The organism is Dyella monticola (genome assembly GCF_003363155.1).
Taxonomy (GTDB): Bacteria; Pseudomonadota; Gammaproteobacteria; order Xanthomonadales; family Rhodanobacteraceae; genus Dyella_B; species Dyella_B monticola.
Map to the genome: position 1 here is coordinate 205,545 of NZ_QRBE01000007.1, position 20,735 is coordinate 226,279.

Consider the following 20,735-nt stretch of genomic DNA (forward strand, 5'->3'; position numbering starts at 1 on the left):
ATCCTGCCTTCACTTGCGCGCTTTCTGAAGCGCCGAGGGGGTGAGCGCAAGAAGCCGCGCCGCCAAGCCCGAATAGCGGCGCGTCTGCTGTGAGAGTGCGTGATCTATCACCGCTCGCGTGCCGATCAGGCTCAGCCAACGCCGGGCGCGAGTGATGCCGGTGTAGAGCAGCTCGCGAGTAAGGACGGCTGGCGCATCATCGGGCAATACCAGCGCCGTATGCTCGAATTCGGAGCCTTGCGATTTATGCACCGTCATCGCAAAGACCGTTTCCACATCATCAAGACGCGAGGGCAGCACGCAACGCACCTGCGCATCCTCATCGAGAGGCGCATTGAAGGATGATCCGCGCGTCATCGGAAATGCCACATACAAGCGAAGCTCGCCATCGGCACCGCGCATGCGCAAGGTGACACCCACGTCGCCATTCATCAGGCCGAGGCTGTAATCATTGCGGGTCATCATGACCGGTCGACCTTCGTACCACCCGCGATCGGTATCGATCAGCCCCGCGGCGAGCAAGATGGCGGCGATATCGCGATTCAAGCGCTCCGTGCCAAACGGGCCCCGGCGCACGGCACACAACACCTGAAAACGATTGAATGCGTCCAGTACCGCATGGGCCCAGAGGCGGTAATGCGCATCGTCCGCACCGCGCGGTGGGCGCTGTTGACGCAGCAAGGTAAGGTAGGTCCTGAAACCGTGCGGCGTTTCCTCCGGCTGAGTGAAGGCGAACTGCTCGCAATGCCCGTTTACCGCTAGGGATGCGAGCGCGTTGGCATCGGGAGAGATCCAGGTCATATCGCCGGATGGCACATCCAATAGCGCGTGCACGCTGGCTGTGTTACCGGCGTTTACCGCGCCGGCCAATTGGCCGATGCCACTGCTTGCGTCGAATCGATGACTGCTACGCAGCATGGCGATGTGTTGATCGAGCGGTTGTGCATCGTCGTGCACGAACGCCGATACGTCGTCGCCACTGGCTGTGTGCAGCCATTGCGAAGTGGCGGCACTGTAATGCGCCTCATCGGCACGGCGACCCAGATCACCCAGAACCGCCCCCGCTTCCACGGAGGAGAGCTGATCCTTGTCGCCGATCAGAATCAGTCGCGCATGTGGCGGCAACGCATCCAGTACGGCAGCCATCATCTCCAGATCGACCATGGATGCCTCATCAATCACCAGCACATCGATGTGCAATGGACGTTGGCGATCATACGCATAGCGCCGACTGTCCGGGCGGGCGCCAAGCAGACGATGAAGCGTCTCGACAGTGGAAGGAATGGCAGCACGCACCCTTTCTTCGACATCGAGCAGCGCCATTTGCCGTGCAATGGATGCGTTCAATCTCGCCGCGGCCTTGCCTGTGGGTGCCGCCAGCCGGATGCGCAGTGGCGTGGCGTTTTGGCGAAGCTGCAAGGTTTGCAGCAGGCCAAGCAGGCGTACCACCGTAGTGGTTTTGCCGGTGCCGGGGCCGCCCGTGATGATGCTGAAAGCACTCCGTGCAGCAAGTGCGCAGGCAATGCGCGGCCAATGCACGTCGTCCGGCGAAGGAGGAAACAGACGCTGCAATTCGTCGTGCATGGCGGCGGCTGGCAGCATGCTGCCGCTGAGGCGAGCGCTGATGCCTTCAGCGACGCGGCATTCGTACAGCCAGTAGCGACGCAGGTACAGGCGATGGCCATCCAGGACTAGCGGAGCCGCGGCGGGCAAGCCATCGGGGCCCGCAACCAACGGGGAATCGGGTACCGATGCGATGGCGAGTGTTTCCAGCCAGGCCCCCGGCCATACCTGTTCTGTCGCCAAGGTTTCCAATGCATGCAAATCGAGACAGGGATGGCCATCGCCCAATTGCCGACTGACCAGCGCGGCCAGCAATAGCAAAGATGGCGTCGCCTGCGGATCGCATTCGGCAAAGAAGCGCGCAAAAGCGAGGTCCAGCGTGCGCAGCACGCGTCGTGCCGCGGCGTCGGCGAGCATCGCCAGCATGGCATCACGCGACATGCGCAGAGACCCCGTGCGCGAACATGCGGTCCATGGCCTCGATGAGGGCAAGCGGTAATCGTTCGGCATGCACGCCGTGTCCCGCCTGATCCACGCCGCGCAGGTAGAGGTAGAGAACGCCGCCGATATGCCGTTCATAGTCGTAGCCGGGCAATCGCGCGCGGAGCAGGCGATGCAGGGCCAGCGTGTAAAGGGCGTATTGAAGGTCGTAGCGGGATTGCAGCGTGGCCTCGCGCATGGCGAGCGGCGTATAAGCGGCGGTGTTATCGCCGAGCCAGTTGGATTTGTAGTCGACCACGTAATAGCGGCCGTGTTGCTCCATGATCAGGTCGATAAATCCTTTGAACATGCCATGGATGCGGTTGGACGGCAGCGTAGGTCGAGGCAATCCTTCCAGCGTGTGCCGTGTGACCAGCTGATCGAGCTGTTGCGCATCCACGCGATGGGCTTCAAACCAGAATTCCAGTTCCGCTTGATAACGCGTGCGATCCGTGAGCTCGGCCAGCTTCAGCGTGCCGCCGTCGGGTAACGCCAACGGTGTGTGCAGCAGCGATGGCAGCCACTGCCTGAGCGGCGAAATCCACGCTTGCCAGCCACGCCGCTGACAGCGGCGCGCGATTTGCTGCTCGAGTGTCGCGGAATCATGGGCGATGTGTGCGAAACCCGCCTCGGCCACCCATTCGAGCAGGTCGTGCAAAAACGTACCGGGTTCGGCGCCGCGCGGAAAAGCGTGCATGCCGTAGTTGGTGTCGCTGGCTGTCCAATCGCTGTCGTCGCGGGCCGCTTCGGTGAGCACGTCTTGGTTGGCAGTTTCCGGCACGGCTTGCCGCGTCGGTTCGCCGTCACTGTGGGTGAGTGCGCTGTAGCTGGCTATCCACCAGGGTTCGGGCGGAAACAGGGTGTACTGCCGTGCTTGCCGTCGGTGCCGCGCGTGGCGTTGCGGATGGTAGCTTTGCATGCTCGCCGGTTCGGTTGCCACGTGAACGTGGATGTGAGGCGAATCGCCACGCAGCGCTTGGAGACGGGGCAAAAGATCGTCAGGCTCGATCGGCTCTCCACCGGCAAGTACGTAACCCAACGCGGCGCGATGCAAGCGCGACGCACGGCTTTGCCCTTCCGTAACACATGCAACGCCGAGCCAGCACGCATGCTCAGCGCGGGTGAGGGCGACATAGAGCAAGCGCAAGTCTTCCTGCATGCGCTCGCGTTGCATCCGACTTTGTACGTCGTCATCCGGCAGAAGATCGATCCACACCTGCCCGTGATCGTCATGCCAGGGTGATGCGCTGTCTTTGCTCGCATCCTGACAGCGGCATACGAAGGGTAGTATCACCAGCGGATATTGCAGGCCCTTGGATTTGTGGATGGTGATGACTTTTACGAGGTCTGCCTCGCTTTCCAGTCGAACCACTTGTTCTTCGGTGGTCTGCGCGTTGCCTTCATCCGCACGCACCATTTGCGCGGTGAGATAGCGGATCAGCGCGTATTCGCCATCGAGGTTGGCAGCGGCGTGCTGAAGCAATTCGGCCAGGTGCTGCAGGTTGGTCAGCACGCGCTCGCCGGTTGGCTTGGCGAGCAGACGCGCGGGCAGGTCGAAAGCATGCAGCAGGTTATGCAACATGGCTAGCACGCCATGACGTTGCCACAGCGTTTGCAGTGCACGGAACTGTTCGCCGCACCATTCCCAGTAGGCTTCGTCATGATTGAGGCGATCCAGCTCCGCCAGGCTGCGCTCCATGGTCGCGCTGGCAAGTGCGGCGCGCATGGCACGGTCGGAGGCGGGCAGTGCGCATGCCTTGAGCCAAAGCAACACATCGGCGGCTTGTTCGGTGGCGTAGATGGAGTCCCGCTCCGATAGATAAACGCTTGCCACGCGGCGTTGCCATAGTGCGGAGCGCATGCAGGCGGCTTCTTTTCGATCACGCACAAGCACGGCGATATCGCTTGGCCGCAGCGGCGTCGACGCGCCCGCCGCGTCGCGAAAAACACAGCGCCCGGCTTGCGCGGCCTGCAGCAGGTCAACGATTTGGGCCGCGGCATGGGCGCTGGCGATGTCCCGATAAGCGCCCATATTCATGGGTTTTTCGCTTGGGAATACCTGCAGATGCAAGGCCGCGATCGGTTCGCCGTCATAGCGAAGGCTCTGCGTGTTGCCGGCGGCATGGGCGGGTTGGAAGGCAAGGCCGTGCTCATCGTGTCCAAACGCGAATGCACCGAGCGGCCATTGGTCGGCATGCTCGAACACGCGGTTCACGGCGTCGACCAGCGGTGGGGTGGAGCGGTAATTGGTAGTCAGTGTCCAGGTGGGCGATTGCGCCTGATCGCGTGCCGCAAGATAGGTGTGGATATCCGCGCCGCGAAAGCCGTAGATGGCTTGCTTCGGATCACCGATCAGTAACAATGCCGTGCCAGCGCGATCTGCGTAGATACGCTGGAAGATGCGCCATTGCAGTGGATCGGTGTCCTGAAATTCATCGATCAGGGCGACCGGATAGTGGGCAGCGAGCGTATCGGTAAGCGGCGTACCATGCGGGCCGGTCAAGGCTTCGTCGAGTTGACGCAGCATATCGTCGAAACCCGGCTTGGCCTGACGGTCACGGATGCGGTCGATATGCTCGGCGATGCGCGGGATGGCATGGGAAAGCAATAAGGGCTTGAGCGGTGGTTCCGCGTTCCAGACTTCCAGCAGTGTCTGGATAGCAGCGAAGGCGGCGTGTTGCGGCGGTGTCTTGCCTTTGCCGGTGGCGGCGGTGATTTTCTCTTGCGTATAACGCTTGAGCAGATCGCTGTTCGACGATGCGCCGTGCGCCCATTCGCGCAGTGCCACCATGTCGCTTTGTACGGTGGCGGGTTTGAAGCTGCGGTTGTCCAATAATTTGGACTGAGCTGCGGCGACCAGCAGCGGCTCGATCACATCCACCTCAGCCAGCCAGCGTGCCCGGGCTGTTTGCTCGGCGTCGAGTCGTGGCGCCTGACGCTGTCGCAACACCTGCGCCAAGTCATTCACGTTCGGCAGCGGCTGGCCCTGTATGCGAATGCGGGAGAAGGCCTGGCGCAGCAGGGGGCTTATGGCGTATTGCAGTGCTTGCGGCGTTCGCCATAGCGTGGCGACGCAGGCGGCTCCCGCTTCATCCAGCGGTGCATAAAAGCGTCGCCAATAGTCGCGTACCGCTTCGGACAGGCGCGCGTTTTCGTCGGCCACCTCATCAGGCGACTCGCTGCCTTCGAACGCATGCTGCGCCAGCATGCGCTGCGCCCAGCCGTGGATCGTGTGGATAGCCGCTTCATCCATCCACTGGGCGGCCAGCTCCAGTCGACGTGCAGCAGCGGAGCGCTCATCGGCGCCTGGGTAGTGGGCGATCAAGCGTTGCAGAAATGCATCCGCGTCGTGCTGGCCTCGAAATGCTGCCGCGGCATCGGCAAGACGATCGCGAATGCGCTCGCGCAGCTCTGCGGTGGCGGCGCGGGTGAACGTGACCACGAGAATCTGACGCGGCAGTTGCGCGGGTTGCCCCCCATGCCCAAGCACCAGCCGCAGATACAGCGCGGCCAGCGTCCAGGTCTTGCCGGTTCCGGCGCTTGCCTCGATCAAGCGAATATCGTGCAGTGGCAGGGATAGCGGGTCGAGCGCGGCCGTCGTCATCATGCGTCTGCTTCTGGCATGGTTGCGTCGAGCAAAGGACGATAAAGCGAAAGCCAGTGCTCGAAGCCATCGGCATGCAGTGCGGAAAAGCTGCGCCAGGTGCGCGCGAGGCACGGTTCGCGACGCATCTCACCCGGTGGTGCATCGGGTGCATCACTGCCTTCATAGCATAGGCGCGCCACCTCGAAGGGTGTCTTCTTTTCGCCTGCAAGCAACCATGCATAAGCGGTACGGCAGGCGATCGGGAGCGGTGCCTGCATCCCGGCTTTCCACGCATCCAGCAGCGCGTTTAGAAGTGCGGTCGCTTCGTCGCGATCGACGGCCTGCACAGTGACGGCGTCATCCGGTGCAAAGAAGCGGCTGCTGAACGCAATGCCCTGCGCGTTTGCCATCAGTTGAAGCACCCACGCTTGCACCAGCCTGTGGTACTGGATCGCACCGCTCTGTCGCACTTTGCCCGGCATGGGAAGCAACCGTACGAGCGTACCGTCACCGCCCGTTCGCAGGTCATCGAGCCATCCTTCGAGCTTGAGGCCGTGATGAACGTGGTGTAGCTCGCGCGCAGCCACAGGAAGCGGCCAGCGCGCTGTAGCAGCGCGCCAGCGTCGCAGGATGTGCTGTGCATCATCGCCGATATCATCCACCGCCAACGCGCCGAAACCGCCGGCGGGCAGCAGGCCTTGTTGCTCAAGGTGCGCGGCCGCATCGGCGAGAGCGGCCTGGGTGCTTGCATGTTCTGCTTTTAGCGCGCTTTCCAGCAATGCCTGCGTAGCGGTGTAATGCTCGAGGTTGTTCAGTGCGAAAGGCTCCTCATCCTCCAGGCCACTGTCGATACCCTCGAAACGGACTTTCAGTCGTTCGGCGTAAAAGCAGGTAACCGGCCGGGCGAGAAAACGCTGCAACGCGCCGATATCCAATACAGGCTCCGCTTGCCAGGGTCGTAGCGGCGTCGCATCTGTCGTAGCGGCAGGACGATGCGCATGGGCCCATTCCGATGCATAAGTAAAAAGCCCGGATGCCGGATCGCCATCGATGTAGCGCGAACTGAACGGCTGCAAGGGATGCACGGTCGTGATGGCGTCCAGCAGGTGCTTATGTGACGAAGCATCATCATCGGCATCCGGCCCATGCCATCCGGCAGCGAGATAATCACGCAATTGGCCGACCAGCACCGAGGGAGGCAATTCACTGTTATCGCGTACGCTATGACCGACCCAGCTGATATGCAGCACGTCGCGCGCAGAAAGCAGTGCCTCGAGGAACATGTAACGGTCATCATCCCGTCGCGAACGATCCCCAGGCCGGTAGTGGCCCGCCACCGCCATCAGATCAAAATCGGGCGGAGAAACGCGACGCGGGTAATCCTCATCGTTCATGCCAAGCAGGCACACCACGCGAAAAGGAATCGCGCGCATCGGCATCAGCGTTCCAAAGTTTACTGCGCCGCCCATGAAGCGTTGCGACAAGTGGTTCTGGTCGATGGTTTGCAGCCAGTCTTCGCGCACGATGGAAAGGGGTATCGGTTGAGCGAAACGTGCCTCGTGACAGGCGTCCAGCCAGGTGTCGAGCGCGCTGTCCAGGCGATCGATGCGCAGGGCGTCTGCTTCGTCGTTACGGGTGTCGAACCCATCGCGCAGCAGGCGGCGAAGGCGATCGCCCCATTGCACCGGCGTGGCGGGCGAGGCGAACACGCGCCAATAGTGCCCGAGCATATCGAGCAGCTGACTCAGCGGCCCCAACAGCTCGGCATCGAGACCGCCGATCTCTGCGTAAGGCGCGATCGTGCCCAGCGAAGGGCCGTCACCCGTCGCGTACCCGAGCAGCATGCGACGCAGGCCGAAGCGCCAGCTGTTCTTTTCGTCGGGCGGTACGCCGAGTGCCTGCTTCTGTTGTCCGTCCAAGCCCCAACGGATGCCGGATTCTGCGATCCATCGTCGCAGCAGGGGCAGGCTGTCTTCGGCGACGCCAAAGCGGCGACGCAGCGATGGTACATCCAGCAAGTCCAATACGTCGCTAGCGGTAAAGCGCGATTCTTCCAAGCTAAGCAGACGTTCCAGCGCCGTGAGCAGCGGCGAGGCGCCACGCCCAGGCTGATCGGCCACGCTGTAGGGCAGGTAGCGGGGATCATCGCTGGCGATGCGCCCAAACACGGCTTGCACGTGCGGGGCGTAAGTGCGGATGTCCGGCACCATCACCATCACGTCGCGTGGGGCCAGCGGGCGACCTTCGCGCGCGGCGTGCTCAAACAGCGCGAGCAACTGGTCGTGCAGAATTTCCACCTCGCGCTGGGGGCTGTGCGCCACATGGCAATGCAGGGAGGTTGTATCCGGCAGCGGTTTGCGCAGCGTGCGGTCGATGGGTATCGGTTCCAGATCGAGCACAGCCTGCTGCACCTGATGCAGGAGGCTGTCGCTGCCACACGGTTGGAACACATCGATGCTGCGCTTGATGGAACTGAACTGCTGGCGATAGCGCTCGGGTTGGTCAAACGCATCGAGCTGGCGCAGGAAATCGCGACCCTGTTTTCCCCAGGCCGCTAATAACGGATGCGCATGCAGATGCAAATCCTCGTACCGCGGTTGCGAAGGCAATCCAGGTTTGTTCGGGTGCCTGCGATGTTCGGTGAGCAGCAGTTCACGATCTTCGATGATGTCCGCCCAGTAATGCCGGCATGGATTGGTCACCAGCAACAGGATCTGGCAGACGCGCGCCATGGCCGCGAGCGCCTCCAGCACTTGTTGCGGCAGCGAGGTGACGCCGAAAACGACGATGCGGCGCGGCAGCGTGCTGCCGAGGTCTGCCGATGGCATCTGCTGCATGAAGCGCCGATGCACGCCCGCACGGTGACTGTCCCGTTGTGCCGGGGGCACATCATCAAGCAGGAGTCGCCACAGTATGGGTTGCCAGCGCTGAGCATGCGGCAGGTCCATAACGCGGTTGCGCCCACTGTCGCGGAGCACGTCGTTGCGATGTTCCCAGTCGTGCAGCCAATCGGCGCGAAATACCTGGTACTGATCGAACAGGTCGGCGACCTGCATGGCGAGCCGGTACAGGCGCCGCCAATCGCCGCTTTCACCGAGCACCACGCGCAACGGGGCGAAAGCGGGCTCATCCATATGCTGCGGCAGCAGGCGCAGCAATCGCCATACCAGGCGCGATTTGTCGAACGGGGAGGTGGCGGGTACAGCGTCCTCGCCTAGCACGGCGCGATAGGCCGTCCACAGGAATCGGCCCGGCAATTGCATGTCGACCGCCGCGCAGATGCCCAGCCCGTCGGCGTGAACGGGCCTGGCGAGGGCAAGCTTCAACCATTGGGCGATGCCGTTGCTTTGCACCAGCATCACTTCGTTTTCCAACGGTTGCAGCGGGGTACGTTGCAACCAGGCCACCAGCAGGTCGCGCAAGTCTTCCTGGCGATTGCCGTGGATCACCATCAGGCCGGGCTCGATGGGTTGAAAGTGAGGCTGATGCTTGGATGCACTCACGGCGGGCTGCGCTTCCTTGTTGTTATGTACTGGTGCCTGGGGATGCTCCGATCACTCAGGGCGTCCCGAAGAGCAGGTGTTTGATGCCAGATTGCCTGATGCCGGTCGCGCGGCTTGCGACGGGGATTTTAGCCGTAATCGCCGATCGGCTGCCCTGGCGTGCACGGGCCGGCGGGTGAGGCCGTACCTTTAATCTGATTTCGATCCCTGTGATCTGCATCGCAAAAATTCACTCGCAGACTGCGCGATGTGCGCAACGGCGAAGATTCCACGCCAGGAAGGGCTCGCGCTTCACTGTGGTTTCACGCCTGCAATCCAATGATCGCGCCGTTTGGACGTCCAATGCGGGGTGGGGCGCCGTTCGAATAATATGGGGTGATCGATGGGGAAGGCACTTTGGGAGAGACCGTGGTTTCGCCATGTCGCCATTGCCTTGGGGTATGGGCTGGCCGTGGTGGTGTTTCGAGTACTGTCGGTGTCGCATTGGATGATTCTTGACGGTTTGCGGCTCGCTGTCTTCTTGCTCGCCCCGTACCGTTATTGGCCTGCACTGCTGGTGGGTGAGTCGGGTTATTTCATCTATCTCAGTTTTGAGTGCCTCGACGATTGGGGCGCGCCGTGGGCAGCGGTCAACCTCGTACCGCCCAGTGTCTTCCTGTTGCCGCTCATCTATTGGGCCCGTGAGCAATGGCCTCCCGTCAGCAAGGCGGTCGTCAACATTGCTGCGCTGCTTGGCTGCGCGCTGTTGATGAGTTTCATTGGCACCCTCAGGGATGTTCTGATGGTCCGGATCATGCATTTGCCGGCGGACTACGTGGTGAACTATGGCGCGTTAGCCGCACGCTGCTTCATCGGTGACTACCTGGGTGTCCTTACGGTTACGCCACTGGTTCTGGTCATCCATCAGCAGCTATCCGAGGAAGGCGGCTGGCGCCGCATCCGTGACAGGATTGCCGGTAGTCGCCTGGTTTTCGAAAGTGCCTGCGTCGGCTTACCCGTGCTGGTGTTTCTCCTCGGGCTTGGCATGTTGGCTCCGGCTCCATCGGAAACACGGCAGTTGGCGCAAATTGCCATGTTCCTGCCGGTCGTGTGGCTGGCGTTTCGTCACGGTTGGCAAGGCGCGGCAGTGGGAGGCATGGTTGCGAGCTGTGCCATCAAGATCTTGATGCCGGCGCTCTACGATCATCATACGATTCAAGCGGAGATTCTCGTCGCCTTTGCCATATCCAGTATGTTGCTGATGGGTGCGCGCATTGCGGCGCTCGATCGCCGCGCCGAACAGGAACAGGTCGACGTGCGTATGGCGCTTGCGCTCGCGCAGCGTAATGTTTACATCGGCGAAATGCAGTTGCGCATGGCATCGCAAACACTGGAGCAAGTGCGGGAAACCATCCAGGTGGGTTTTACGATGATGTTAGGTCGCCTGCGGCATTTGCAGCCGGCGGTGGATGACCGTGGCTATCAGCGCCATGCGTTGGCCGCGCAAGAGCAGTTGCATCGGCTCGCGGACAGCCTGTACCCCGTTTCGGCACCCGGAAGGGGGTTGCCAACCGCATTGCGCGACGGTGCGATGGTGCGGCTGCTGAACGATGCGGGGCTGCTTTATTCGTGCGATGTCCGTGGTCAGCTGAGTCACTTATCGAATGCGCTGCGCATGACCATTTATCGCATCGTCTGCGAAGCCATCACGGATGCGTGTTCAAAAAGGGACGTGAGCGGCGTTCGTGTCCAGATTCGATACATCGAACACGATGGGCGCCGTGGTGTCATGGTCAGAGTGTGTCTTGCCGCCGATCCGATTCGCCTGGTGCATATCCATTGGGATGAGCTTTTGGCGGGCGTTGCACGGACGAGTAGCGGCCTGGGTTTGCGCGCCATTCAAGATCGTGCCGCCACGTTTGAAGGGCGGGCCAAAATGCATACGTCGGCGCAAGGCCGACGTATCAGCGCGTTGTTGCTGGAGCCCGTGACCGGCGGCGGCTAGCGACGCCGGTCGGCCGGGGCGCGCTCAAGGAGAGCCGCCACTCCCGCATTGCTCCGGATCCTGGCAGGGATCATCGCTGGTGCTGGCAGCATTCAGCGCCGCAATGCCGTTGCTCGTGGGCGTAACACTTATCACAGTGGCATTGTCGCGATAGACCGTGATCGCCCGGCTGCTCTGCGTTGGCTGCGTCGAAACGTACTGAGCGAACCTCCCAATCGGCAACGTAATGAATTGCCCGCCAGCCGTGCCCACAGCACCGATGACGTTGCCATTGAGATCGTTGACCTGGATGTACTTGACGCCGTTCAAAACAAATACGTAGACATGCCAGTTCGGGCTTGCGCTTACATCCGCGGCATTCGGCCATGCTTGGCCAAGACCTGTTGCAGAGGGTTCGCTGGCAGTCGCCAGCACGGGTAAACCTACGGCCAGAAGTATGCCGAGCGCGGCGCGAGTCAACTTTTGCATGATTGTTCCCCTTGCTCTAATGATGAGTGAGATTGAGGTACACCGGAATCTAGCTCCGCCCCCGCGCTGGAAAGGTGACGCCGCGTGGGGGACAAGAACGCTATTCAGCAAGCCACAGGGGTACGTGATGGGGCTGTGAATGCCCTTCCTTGAGGCCACGTGCACGGCCTCCCCAGGAGCTGGGAAGGGTAAAAGCGCCTTCGCGAGAGTTTGCGGTCGGGTGGGTGCGAAAAAGTCGGACTTATGTCCTTTGCGCGCAACGACGTCGGTTTTCCGCGTGCAAGACGAAAGCACCGACTTGCCTGATTCGTTCTTTGTTGTCATTGCCGTATTGGCAGGAATGACGGGTTTCGTGTTGCGGTTAACCGCGAGGTCCCGCGAGTCGAGATGGCGCGAAACGTTTGCCAAAGAGCTCGCCGCAACGATGCGCCGCCGTCGGTTCACCCAAAGCAAAACAGCGCTTACGCCGCGAGGCATGAAGCGCTGTTCGTCTGGAATGAATGGTGGAGCGGAGGAGGATCGAACTCCCGACCTCTGCATTGCGAACGCAGCGCTCTCCCAGCTGAGCTACCGCCCCACGCGAGCTGCACATGGTAGCAGCGGAGGCGGCGGCGAGCCAAGCCCTGGCCGGCCGCCCACCATGGAACGGCGAGCCACGGCGGATCGCGCTTGGCCCGTATTTTCAGGCCGGCAGAAGGCCGGCCAGGACATCGTGGAGCACCTCGCGACGCCAGCCCTCCAGGGAGTCCGGCCATTGGGCGGTGACCACGAATTCCTCCAATACGCGACGCGAGCAGAGCAGGCCTGGAGGCAGGTCGAGTTGAGCGGCCAGCGTGTCCACGGTTTGCTTCATGGCGGCGAGTGCTTGCTTGGCCTTGCCTTGGGGGTAGGGAGGAATGGGAAGGGTGTCGGCGATTTCTTCGGTGCCTCCTGCAGGTTGCAACAGTTCGAACAGTTCGACACGTTGCGGCGAGCGCAGCGCCCGCTGACCAGCGCTGCGCCGTTCCAGTTCGGCGAGATCTTTGGGTGGCTGCTGGGCGAAGCTCAGCGCCAGCGCATCGTCCAGCAACCATGGGCGTGGCTTGTCGAGATGGCGGGCGGTGGTGTCACGCCATAGCAGCATGCGGCGCAGGAGCGCTTGCTGCGCGGCCGGCCACTCGGCGGCGGCGCGGTAGGCGAGTTGCGGTTGCGGGTCGCCTTCGCGCGGGCAGCTTTTGCGCTTGAGTCGTTCGCAATCTTCCGCATGCCAGCCAGTGCGGCCCCGTTGCGCGAGGCGGTCGGCCAGTTGCTGATGGATGGTTTGGAGATGGACCACATCGAGCGTGGCGTATTCGCATTGCGACGCTGTGAGCGGGCGCTGTAGCCAATCTGAGCGCGTTTCGCCCTTGTCCAACTCCACACCCACCAATTCCGCCACCAGCGCGCGATAGCTCAGCCCTAAGCCCATCCCCACGAAAGCCGCAGCGATCTGCGTGTCGAACAGCACCCGCGGGCCTTCTGGCAGCCATGGCGAAAGGGTCTCAAGGTCCTCGCTGGCGCTGTGCATGACGGTGATGACGTTGGCACTTTCCAGCGGCTTAAGCGCAGGGCCGATCTCAAACGCAAGCGGATCGACCAACGCATAGCGCGCGTCCACACCCAATTGCAGTAACGCGAGCTGGGGATAGAACGTATTGCGACGCATGAATTCGGTGTCGAGTCCAACCACGGCATGGGAGGACAGCGGGGACAGCCACTGTTCAAATTCGCTGCGTTGTTCGATCCAGTCCGCCTTGGGTGGCGGTGAGGGCAGGGGCATGTGCGTTCCTTCAGGGTACGAAGCTGCGATTCGCGATTGCTCCGTCATCGGTGGTGCCATATGGTAAGCAGCGAACCATAGCAGGCCAGCCACGGAACGCCCACCATGCCGAGCAAGGAAACCGTACAACGCCAGCGCGCATTGGGTGGGGCGCTCGGCGTGCTCGTGCTCGCTTTTGGGCTCACTTACCATTTTTTTCCCGAGCTTTTTCACGTGAGCCCCGAAGAGGTGGCCAACCCCGTCGCGCCTGGCGCGGGGCGCGCGGCGCCATCGGCACCGGTGCGCACCCCGACTGCGGTGCCCTCCGAACAGGATGAGCTCAACGCCGGGCCGCCGTTGACGCTTGCGCCCACCGCCGTGATCGCGGCGCGTCTTACGCGTAAACCGGCGGCGCTGCCCGAGCAGATGAGTGCCGATCCACCCGAGGTAAGAGATCTGGTGGAGCGGGCGGACAAGGCGTTCCAGGCTGGGCGCGTCGTCGGTGATCAGCGCAGTGCAGCGGCGTTGTATCAACAGGCGCTTAAACTCAAACCCGATAGCCGTGCTGCCGCGCAAGGCCTGGACCAGGTGCGCACGCATCTGATTGCGCAGATCACGCAAGACATCGCCGTGGGCGATTCGGAATCCGCCGGCACCTTGCTGGACAGCCTCAAGGCGTTGCCCAACACCGCCGCCGACGTTGCGCCGCTCGAAGCCAACATGAAGACGCTGCTGCAAGTGCGGCCCATGTTGGCGCAAGCCGCTTCGTTGCTGCAGCAGGGCAAGGCAGACAAGCCTGCAGGCAACGACGCGCTGGACTTGTATCGCCAGGTGCAGCAGCTCGATCCGCAGAATGCCGTGGCAGCACAGGGCATCTTGCAGGTGCAGCGCGTCATGCTTGACCGAGCACTTGCCGCCGTGGCGCAGAACGATTTTACCGGTGCACAGCAAGCGATTGCCGAGGCCACACCCATCCAGCCCGATTCCCCGCAATTGAAGGATGTGAGCGGTCAGATCGATGCGATCCGCCAACAGCGTGCCGCCGGCATTCTGGCGCAAGCACGTTCGGCCCTGGATGCAGGCAACATCGCGCTCGCCAAACAATTGGCGGGGCAAGCGCAATCGATAAGCCCGCAACTCACGGGCCTGGATGAATTCGAGCAGCGCCTGACCAATGCACGCCTTTACGCAAGCTTCAAACCCGGGCAGGTGTTCTCCGACCGTTTTGTGGATATGAATGGTCAGTCGCCGACGATGGTGGTGGTCCCCACCGGCAACTTCATGATGGGCGCACCCGACAACGAACAGGGCCACACCGACGCGCAAACACCGCAGCACGAAGTGACCATCAGCAAGGGCTTTGCGCTGTCGCAAACCGACATTACCGTGGGCCAGTTCCGTGAATTCGTCCGTGCGAGTGGCTACAAACCCGAATCCGTCACGCAAGGCGGTGCGAGTGTCTACGACGAACGCACGGGTGTCATGCGCGACGTCTCCAACGCAACCTGGGCGGATGATTACGCCGGCCATCCCGCCACGGACAATCTGCCGGTCGTGAACATTTCCTGGAACGACGCCAACGCCTATGTGCAATGGCTCAGCCAGCGCACCGGCAAAAAGTATCGCCTGCCCAGTGAATCGGAATTCGAATACGCGCTGCGCGCAGGCAGCACGAGCCGCTATTGGTGGGGAGACGGTACACCCAAGAGCAAGGTGGAAAACCTCACCGGCTCGCTCGATCGCTCCCCCAGCGGCCGCCGTTGGAGCCACGCGTTTTACAATTACGGGGATGGCTATTGGGGGCCTTCGCCGGTCATGACGTTTGCGCCCAACGCATTCGGCCTGTACGACATGGATGGCAACGTATCCGAATGGATGTCCGATTGCTGGCACGACAACTACGTGCGCGCACCGGTAGATGGTACTGCGTGGATCAACCCTGGCTGCATCACGCGCGTGGTGCGTGGCGGTTCGTGGGGCAGTTCGCCGGAGCAGGCCAATTCGGCTTATCGGCAAGGTGCGGATGCCAGTATCCGCAGTGGGCGTGTGGGCTTTCGCATTTTGCGGGAGCTTTGAGGACGCGTGAATGGGGTGCGCGCTGTGAGTAAGCGCGGATTTACCCATTCCTCTTCGCGCTTCCGTAGGGTTCACGCCACAGATTCGTCATTCGGGCGAAAGCCTGGCGGAGCGCGGAGCGAAGAGATTGTCGAAAGGACGGCTTCGGAAGGATGAGCAAAGCGAATCACGCGACGGCTAGCAGATACCTACGATTGACGAGCATGTAGATGCACAGCGCTATCGTCGATCTCAACGTCGACGGTTCGGACGTTTGCCCACTGCTTCCTTGGAATAAGAAGTTTCATGGGCCTTGCCTCATCCGCGTGCCTCAGCGCAACCACACCCACGTATAGCGTTCGCTCATCCATAGGCGAATGAACGCTTTCACTGCCTCCCTCAGGCAGCACCAGATTATGGGTGGCGAGAAGGTCGGGTTTCAGTGCTGTCACATCATGCGTCAGCCATTGCGCATCGGTAAGTGCTTGGAAGCGTTCTGATGTTTTCAATTGATAAACCCGCACGACCGCTGGGCGGTTTTCATCGGCGGCGCGATTGACAATATCCAGATCCATCACTGGCACCTGGCTGGTGAATACCCGTTTCGCAGTGCTTGCGGTGCCATCGCGAATGGTCTGGACTGCACCGCAAGCGGTGATGCCAAGCGTGGCGAGTGTGAGGAGGGCGTATTGAGCAGGTTGCAGACTTCGCATGCATGATCCTTATGTCTAGCTGCATCAGGACAAACGGGATGGAATGTTCCATGTTCCGAGCTGTATCCGGATTGGGGCATGGGACGCGCATGCTGCTTCAGCGTAGGGCAGCATGCTCGTGTAACCAAGATTTACAGCATTGGGCTCCAGTATGGGCGGAGGCATCAGTGCAGGCGGTACCTCCGCCTCCATGATGGCTTGTGCTTCGTAACCAAGATAAAAGCGCAGCAACGCCATGATGTCCTTATGTGCGGACATGCCAGGCATCAAAGCAGCCACTGAATCAGACGACGTAAGCGCGATAACGACGTTTACGCAGTTGCTCCGATCAAAAAAGCCTCCGCCAAGCACACACTGTTCGCCGAGGGGCATGGGTTCAGCGGTATCGATCGTTACCCATATCGGATGAAACTCTTTCACGGTGATCGTCGCATTCGGCACGGCGTGCTGTAGCACGCCGGCCAAACCTTCGGCCGTACGCGTCTTCTGGTTGACCAGGCCCAGCATCGACAGCAACTTGCGCGGGTCCACCTGCTGGCCGATCTGTGCCATGCCCAGACCCAGGCCCGCCAAGCTCAACAGGCAGGTCGAGATGGGGTCGCGTCCATCGCGCTCGAACCCTGCCGGATAATGGTATTTGCGCCAGATGCGGAAGTACTGCGTGACAATGCGATGGTGAAAGATATCCAGAAACGCCGCCAGCGGTTCGGCACCTTCGCGCCGCTGCGCGATCTCGTCGACAAAATAAGATGGCATGCGTGCATCCACGCCATACAGACCAAGAAACGCGGTGCGCACCGTGGGAGGAGCGGTCGGATCATCGGGATCATTTTCTACCGCCTCGATTTCACGCCCCGGAAATCCCAGGCGAAGCTGCGAGCGAAAGCGAATCGGCTCGTCTGCCAGTGAATCAGTCGAACCAAGTGTCGGGCAATGAGGTGCGCTGCGTTCAAGAAGCTCACAAAACCGAAAAAAATGCATCTGTGTGGCGTGCGCACGCAGCTCTGGCCACAGCAAAGGCATGTCGGATGCCCGAAGCTCGTCCGGCGCGTTCACAGCGGCGTCCCTTCGCTCTTGGTGTCTGGCCAGACAAGTCGATGCCCCATCGGTTGAGCGACAATGACAAGACGCGTGAACAGGTTGAGGTTTGCATGCAGCCCAAGAAAGCGATTTAGCATGCCACCAAAGAGTTCGACGTCACCGTCTCCAGCAAACGTATGGCTGTCGAGCGTGATCTCAATTTCCACGCCGCGCAGCAATCCACCCTTAACCAGCTTTTGCACGGCCCTGTGCTGTACCTGGGTGATGGCATTGATGCGGCGGCGATTGAGCTCGCCTTCGGTCCAGTCGTATAAGGCCAAGGCGCCGCGCAACAGCTGTGCATCCAACAGTGAGAGATAATTGGGGGCCAGGTGCGACAGAACACGCCAATGAAAACGATCGCCCGTCGGTGGATAGACCGGTAATGTTGGCGCGACCAGATTGCGTACCGCCCGCACGTTGGTAAAGCCGCCGCGCATGCGTGTGATGGTGGCCTCGCGCAATCCCTTGCGCGGCAATAGGCCGTTTGTGCCGGTCACCGAAAGCGACAGCGTTTCGCGCGGTAACGTGGCTTGCTGCTCCCATGCGTGACCGCCGAGCACGATCCAGGTATCGAAGCGCCCGGAAGGGCCACGTCGCATGCGTGTGTGGAAATACCGCTCTGGCATTTCATGACGCAACATGCCGCCACGATGGCGAAACGCGGCGAAGGGTGCGTATTCGAACCGCTGACCGGTGCCCACCTCGAAGCCCTGTACCGCATCGACTGCATAGACATCCACGTGTGCACCCTGGCGTTCGTTCGCATAGACGCGAAAATCGGTATCGAACTGCCTGGTGGTGATGGGATCGGCTTCCAGTTCGAACAGATTGATGATCGGCGTGCAATGCAGCCGCACGTTGTCGGCGGCAAAGCGCATATCCTCGGGGTAGGGTTTGTGTAGTACCACTTCCATGTCGAAGTAGGGCGCAGCTTCCGGGATCGCCTGCATGTCCAGACCCAAAAGATCCACGAACATGAATTTCTCCGGGAAAGTGAAGTATTCCAGCAGCAGCTGATAGCCTCCGAACGCATTGTCTGCCTTGGGCCATAGCCGCTCCTCTGCCGCAAAGCCGGCGGCCTCCAGGCGCAAATTCGGCATCGTTTGCGGTGCACCGGGTCGATCTTCGGGATAACCCGGTATGCGAATCTGCAAGGTCAGCGGGTCGGCCGTCAGCGCCGCGTACAACGTGAGCGCCACGGGCCGGTCTGCATGCAAATACAGGCGCAGACGTGGCACGCTGAGTTGGGGGCGTTGCGCTTGTTGTTCGAACGTAAAACGGAAACGCAGCACAGAACGCCCATCGTCGCGCGTGGAAGCCTGGGCTTCGGTCAGACGCAAAGGATAAAGATCGACCGGTTGTGTGGTGCGATAGACGCACTCGATCTTGGCATCATCGTCGGGTGTCGTACTGACCCGTATCGGGTCGGAAACCACTTCAAGACCCGATTCCAATCGTTCATGGCGCTGCAGCGTTCCGCCATCAGGCAGCACCTCCAGAATCGACAAGGAGGGCACCATGCGCAGGTAGTGTGGCCACAACATGCTGACGAGGCCTTCGGTCAGTTCCGGCAGCTCATCATCGAGCTTGTGGCGCAAGCGACCCATCAGGAATGCAAAGCCTTCGAATAGACGCTCGACATGAGGATCGCGATCGCCCAGATGATCGAGGCCCAGTGCATGGGCCCGGTCCGGGAACGCCTTGGAAAATTCTTTGCCGGCTTCGCGCAGGTAGCGCATTTCCGCCTCGTAATAGCGCAGGATTTCGTTGTCTTTGGTAGGGCTTGTCATGATGGAATGTCTGTTTTAAAGCATCTCTTCTGGCCGCACCGTTATCCAGGCGACAGCCGGAACCGGGTGTCGTTCATTCTTGAAGCCGCTGGGCTCGTGTCTTCGGCGGCGCGACAAGCATGAGGTGATTGGCCGAGTCGAGATAAAAAGATAATCGGTAAACTACTTGAGCATCACCGCGCGCGCTGGGTCGATGCCGGTGAGTTCACCCAGAAGGATGTCGATACGGTGAGCTAGTGACGCTTTGTCAACATCCTTGCGGTTCATGCGTGCCTTAAGCGCGCATCAGCTGCTGTTTGACGTCGAACACGAGTGACGGGTCCCAATGCGCAAGGTGATGTTGTTGCGCTGTGGCGTCGAGCATGTTCAGAAGATGGATGGCAATGTCCACGCGGTCGAGGCGTTCGGCTACGCGCGCCATGACGAACTGGCGAAGAAAGCGCTGCCGTTCGGTGTCGTGGTCGGGAAGCCTTTGCAGCCATGCAAAGGCGTCGTCGAGGCCTTGCTGTGTAGCCATCGACAATGCCTGGGTTTCAAGGTCGGCCCAGTGATGATCGCCCTCCGTAGCTATATTGGATAGTGTGTCGTGCGAATGGCGCGCGTTGAAAGGCACAGTGTGCCGGGCGATCCATTCAAGTGTGGTGCTGTCTGCAAACGCCGAGCCGTCCGTATAGGAAAGCTGTTCCAGCCCAGGCAGGCGTTGCAGCAGCGTGGCGCAATCCATAGCCGCTATTTCACGAATGGCGGCGTATTCAGCGCCGGCATGTTCCTGTGCAACGAAGGCGTAATACTGCAGATCCAGCCAGAAGTGGTTGGCGCCTTCAACAAAGGCGGTCTCCACGCGTTCGAGCAACTCCGGCCAATGCTTTTGCAGCAAAAGGCGCTTGAGGTTGGAGCGCAGTTCGGTGCGTGGCGCGGGCAGGCGGGTTTTTCCGCTCGCTTCGTGGGGTGGTAACTCAGCCAGCGTATCCCAACGAATGCAGCGCATCAGGCGCCATGCGGCAAAGTACCCGTCTGGTTGCTCGCGCAGAAATTGCGCCATATGGCGAGCGCGTTCGATGAGGTCGTGCGACGAAGCAACAGCTTCTGCGTGGGAAGGTTTTGGTACGGTGGATGCGATGCCCGATGTCGGCATCGCATCGGCAGGCAAGGGCAGTTCGATGCGGCTTTCGAAACGACGGAACAGTGGGCCCAGGTCCGGACGACCGGTTTCGGACCATTGCGTGATGCGTTCTGTCATGAGCGCAATCGCCGAAAGTGTGCGTTCCAACAGCGTGCCGGTCAGGCCGTGCACCTGATCCAGCCGATTGGCAAAGGTGCTCCCGGCCAGCCACTCGATGGCGGCTTTGCGACTTTCCAGGCGTGCGGGCAGCAATGTGTCGCCGAAGCGGTCGACGAGCGCTGCGAGCAACTCAAAGCCTTCTGTCACGCCCCTGGCGCCATCGCAACGCATGCGACCGTAAACGTAATAGGCGGCAACACGCGCATCTTTGGCCGCATGCTTGAGAAGCTTCTCCGCGGTAGTAACGATGAGCTCTTCGTTGACGTCGGTGAGCTTGGTCACTTCGTCGCGGATGATTTGGAAATCATCGTCGTAAACCGGATCGGCACCGACAGGCGAATCGGCATCGATGGGTTGCAGCCATGCTTCCCACTGGACGAGCGCGGAACGGGCGAGATCGGATGGCTCGCCTTTGCCAAACAACGATTTGAGTAGATTCGTCAGCATGGGC

At 61.2% G+C, this 20,735-nt stretch carries 11 protein-coding genes and 1 tRNA gene; 2 read left to right on the top strand and 10 right to left on the bottom strand.

Going from position 1 to position 20,735, the window contains the following annotated elements; all coding sequences use genetic code 11:
• Window positions 1-9 precede the first annotated feature (9 nt).
• Genes recD through recC form a run of 3 tightly spaced genes read right to left on the bottom strand, consistent with a single transcriptional unit; the run spans window position 10 to window position 9,132 of the window.
• On the bottom strand, window positions 10-2,004 hold the full coding sequence (gene recD / locus DWU98_RS13180) for an exodeoxyribonuclease V subunit alpha (protein ID WP_115496019.1): 1,995 nt from the start codon (window positions 2,002-2,004) through the stop codon (window positions 10-12).
• Window positions 1,994-5,650, bottom strand: a complete 3,657-nt coding sequence (gene recB / locus DWU98_RS13185) for an exodeoxyribonuclease V subunit beta (RefSeq protein ID WP_115496020.1) — start codon at window positions 5,648-5,650, stop codon at window positions 1,994-1,996. Before recB ends, recD begins: the two co-directional genes overlap by 11 nt.
• Complete coding sequence (gene recC, locus DWU98_RS13190; RefSeq protein ID WP_230474839.1) at window positions 5,647-9,132, bottom strand: exodeoxyribonuclease V subunit gamma; 3,486 nt, start codon at window positions 9,130-9,132, stop codon at window positions 5,647-5,649. The genes recB and recC overlap by 4 nt, the downstream gene beginning before the upstream one ends.
• Before the next feature lie 382 nt (window positions 9,133-9,514).
• On the opposite strand from recC, the gene DWU98_RS13195 reads away from it, so the two are divergent.
• A complete protein-coding gene (locus DWU98_RS13195) occupies window positions 9,515-11,116 on the top strand; it encodes an MASE1 domain-containing protein (protein WP_115496022.1) in 1,602 nt (533 codons plus the stop codon).
• A 24-nt stretch (window positions 11,117-11,140) separates the two neighbouring features.
• Here DWU98_RS13195 and DWU98_RS13200 read toward each other — a convergent pair whose 3' ends face one another.
• The 3 genes from DWU98_RS13200 to rnd form a co-directional block, all read right to left on the bottom strand.
• Window positions 11,141-11,584 (bottom strand): hypothetical protein, encoded by a 444-nt coding sequence (locus DWU98_RS13200; protein ID WP_230474840.1) that lies wholly within the window; start codon window positions 11,582-11,584, stop codon window positions 11,141-11,143.
• Between the two features lie 501 nt (window positions 11,585-12,085).
• A tRNA-Ala gene (locus DWU98_RS13205) sits at window positions 12,086-12,161 on the bottom strand.
• A 105-nt stretch (window positions 12,162-12,266) separates the two neighbouring features.
• A complete protein-coding gene (gene rnd, locus DWU98_RS13210; RefSeq protein WP_115496023.1) occupies window positions 12,267-13,382 on the bottom strand; it encodes a ribonuclease D in 1,116 nt (371 codons plus the stop codon).
• A 105-nt stretch (window positions 13,383-13,487) separates the two neighbouring features.
• On the opposite strand from rnd, the gene DWU98_RS13215 reads away from it, so the two are divergent.
• Window positions 13,488-15,437 carry an SUMF1/EgtB/PvdO family nonheme iron enzyme gene (locus DWU98_RS13215; protein ID WP_115496024.1) on the top strand — a complete coding sequence of 650 codons (1,950 nt, stop codon included), beginning with the start codon at window positions 13,488-13,490 and terminating at the stop codon, window positions 15,435-15,437.
• Between the two features lie 188 nt (window positions 15,438-15,625).
• Here the strand turns inward: DWU98_RS13215 and tssJ are convergent, their stop codons facing one another.
• From tssJ to tssA, 4 genes are all read right to left on the bottom strand, one after another.
• Window positions 15,626-16,129 carry a type VI secretion system lipoprotein TssJ gene (gene tssJ, locus DWU98_RS13220; protein ID WP_115496025.1) on the bottom strand — a complete coding sequence of 168 codons (504 nt, stop codon included), beginning with the start codon at window positions 16,127-16,129 and terminating at the stop codon, window positions 15,626-15,628.
• 24 nt (window positions 16,130-16,153) lie between these two features.
• Window positions 16,154-17,152, bottom strand: coding sequence for a type VI secretion system baseplate subunit TssG (gene tssG, locus DWU98_RS13225; protein ID WP_329955403.1), 999 nt, complete (start codon window positions 17,150-17,152; stop codon window positions 16,154-16,156).
• Window positions 17,153-17,181: 29 nt separating this feature from the next.
• A complete protein-coding gene (tssF, locus tag DWU98_RS13230) occupies window positions 17,182-19,002 on the bottom strand; it encodes a type VI secretion system baseplate subunit TssF (RefSeq protein ID WP_115496026.1) in 1,821 nt (606 codons plus the stop codon).
• A gap of 274 nt (window positions 19,003-19,276) precedes the next feature.
• Window positions 19,277-20,731 (bottom strand): type VI secretion system protein TssA, encoded by a 1,455-nt coding sequence (tssA, locus tag DWU98_RS13235; protein WP_230474841.1) that lies wholly within the window; start codon window positions 20,729-20,731, stop codon window positions 19,277-19,279.
• Between the last annotated feature and the right edge of the window lie 4 nt (window positions 20,732-20,735).

Coding starts and splice junctions, on each gene's coding strand:
- DWU98_RS13200 (WP_230474840.1), bottom strand. CDS start 11,584: ATGCAAAAGTTGACTCGCGCCGCGCTCGGCATACTTCTGGCCGTAGGT.
- tssF (WP_115496026.1), bottom strand. CDS start 19,002: ATGACAAGCCCTACCAAAGACAACGAAATCCTGCGCTATTACGAGGCG.
- tssJ (WP_115496025.1), bottom strand. CDS start 16,129: ATGCGAAGTCTGCAACCTGCTCAATACGCCCTCCTCACACTCGCCACG.
- recD (WP_115496019.1), bottom strand. CDS start 2,004: ATGTCGCGTGATGCCATGCTGGCGATGCTCGCCGACGCCGCGGCACGA.
- rnd (WP_115496023.1), bottom strand. CDS start 13,382: ATGCCCCTGCCCTCACCGCCACCCAAGGCGGACTGGATCGAACAACGC.
- tssA (WP_230474841.1), bottom strand. CDS start 20,731: ATGCTGACGAATCTACTCAAATCGTTGTTTGGCAAAGGCGAGCCATCC.
- recB (WP_115496020.1), bottom strand. CDS start 5,650: ATGATGACGACGGCCGCGCTCGACCCGCTATCCCTGCCACTGCACGAT.
- tssG (WP_329955403.1), bottom strand. CDS start 17,152: ATGCCTTTGCTGTGGCCAGAGCTGCGTGCGCACGCCACACAGATGCAT.
- DWU98_RS13195 (WP_115496022.1), top strand. CDS start 9,515: ATGGGGAAGGCACTTTGGGAGAGACCGTGGTTTCGCCATGTCGCCATT.
- DWU98_RS13215 (WP_115496024.1), top strand. CDS start 13,488: ATGCCGAGCAAGGAAACCGTACAACGCCAGCGCGCATTGGGTGGGGCG.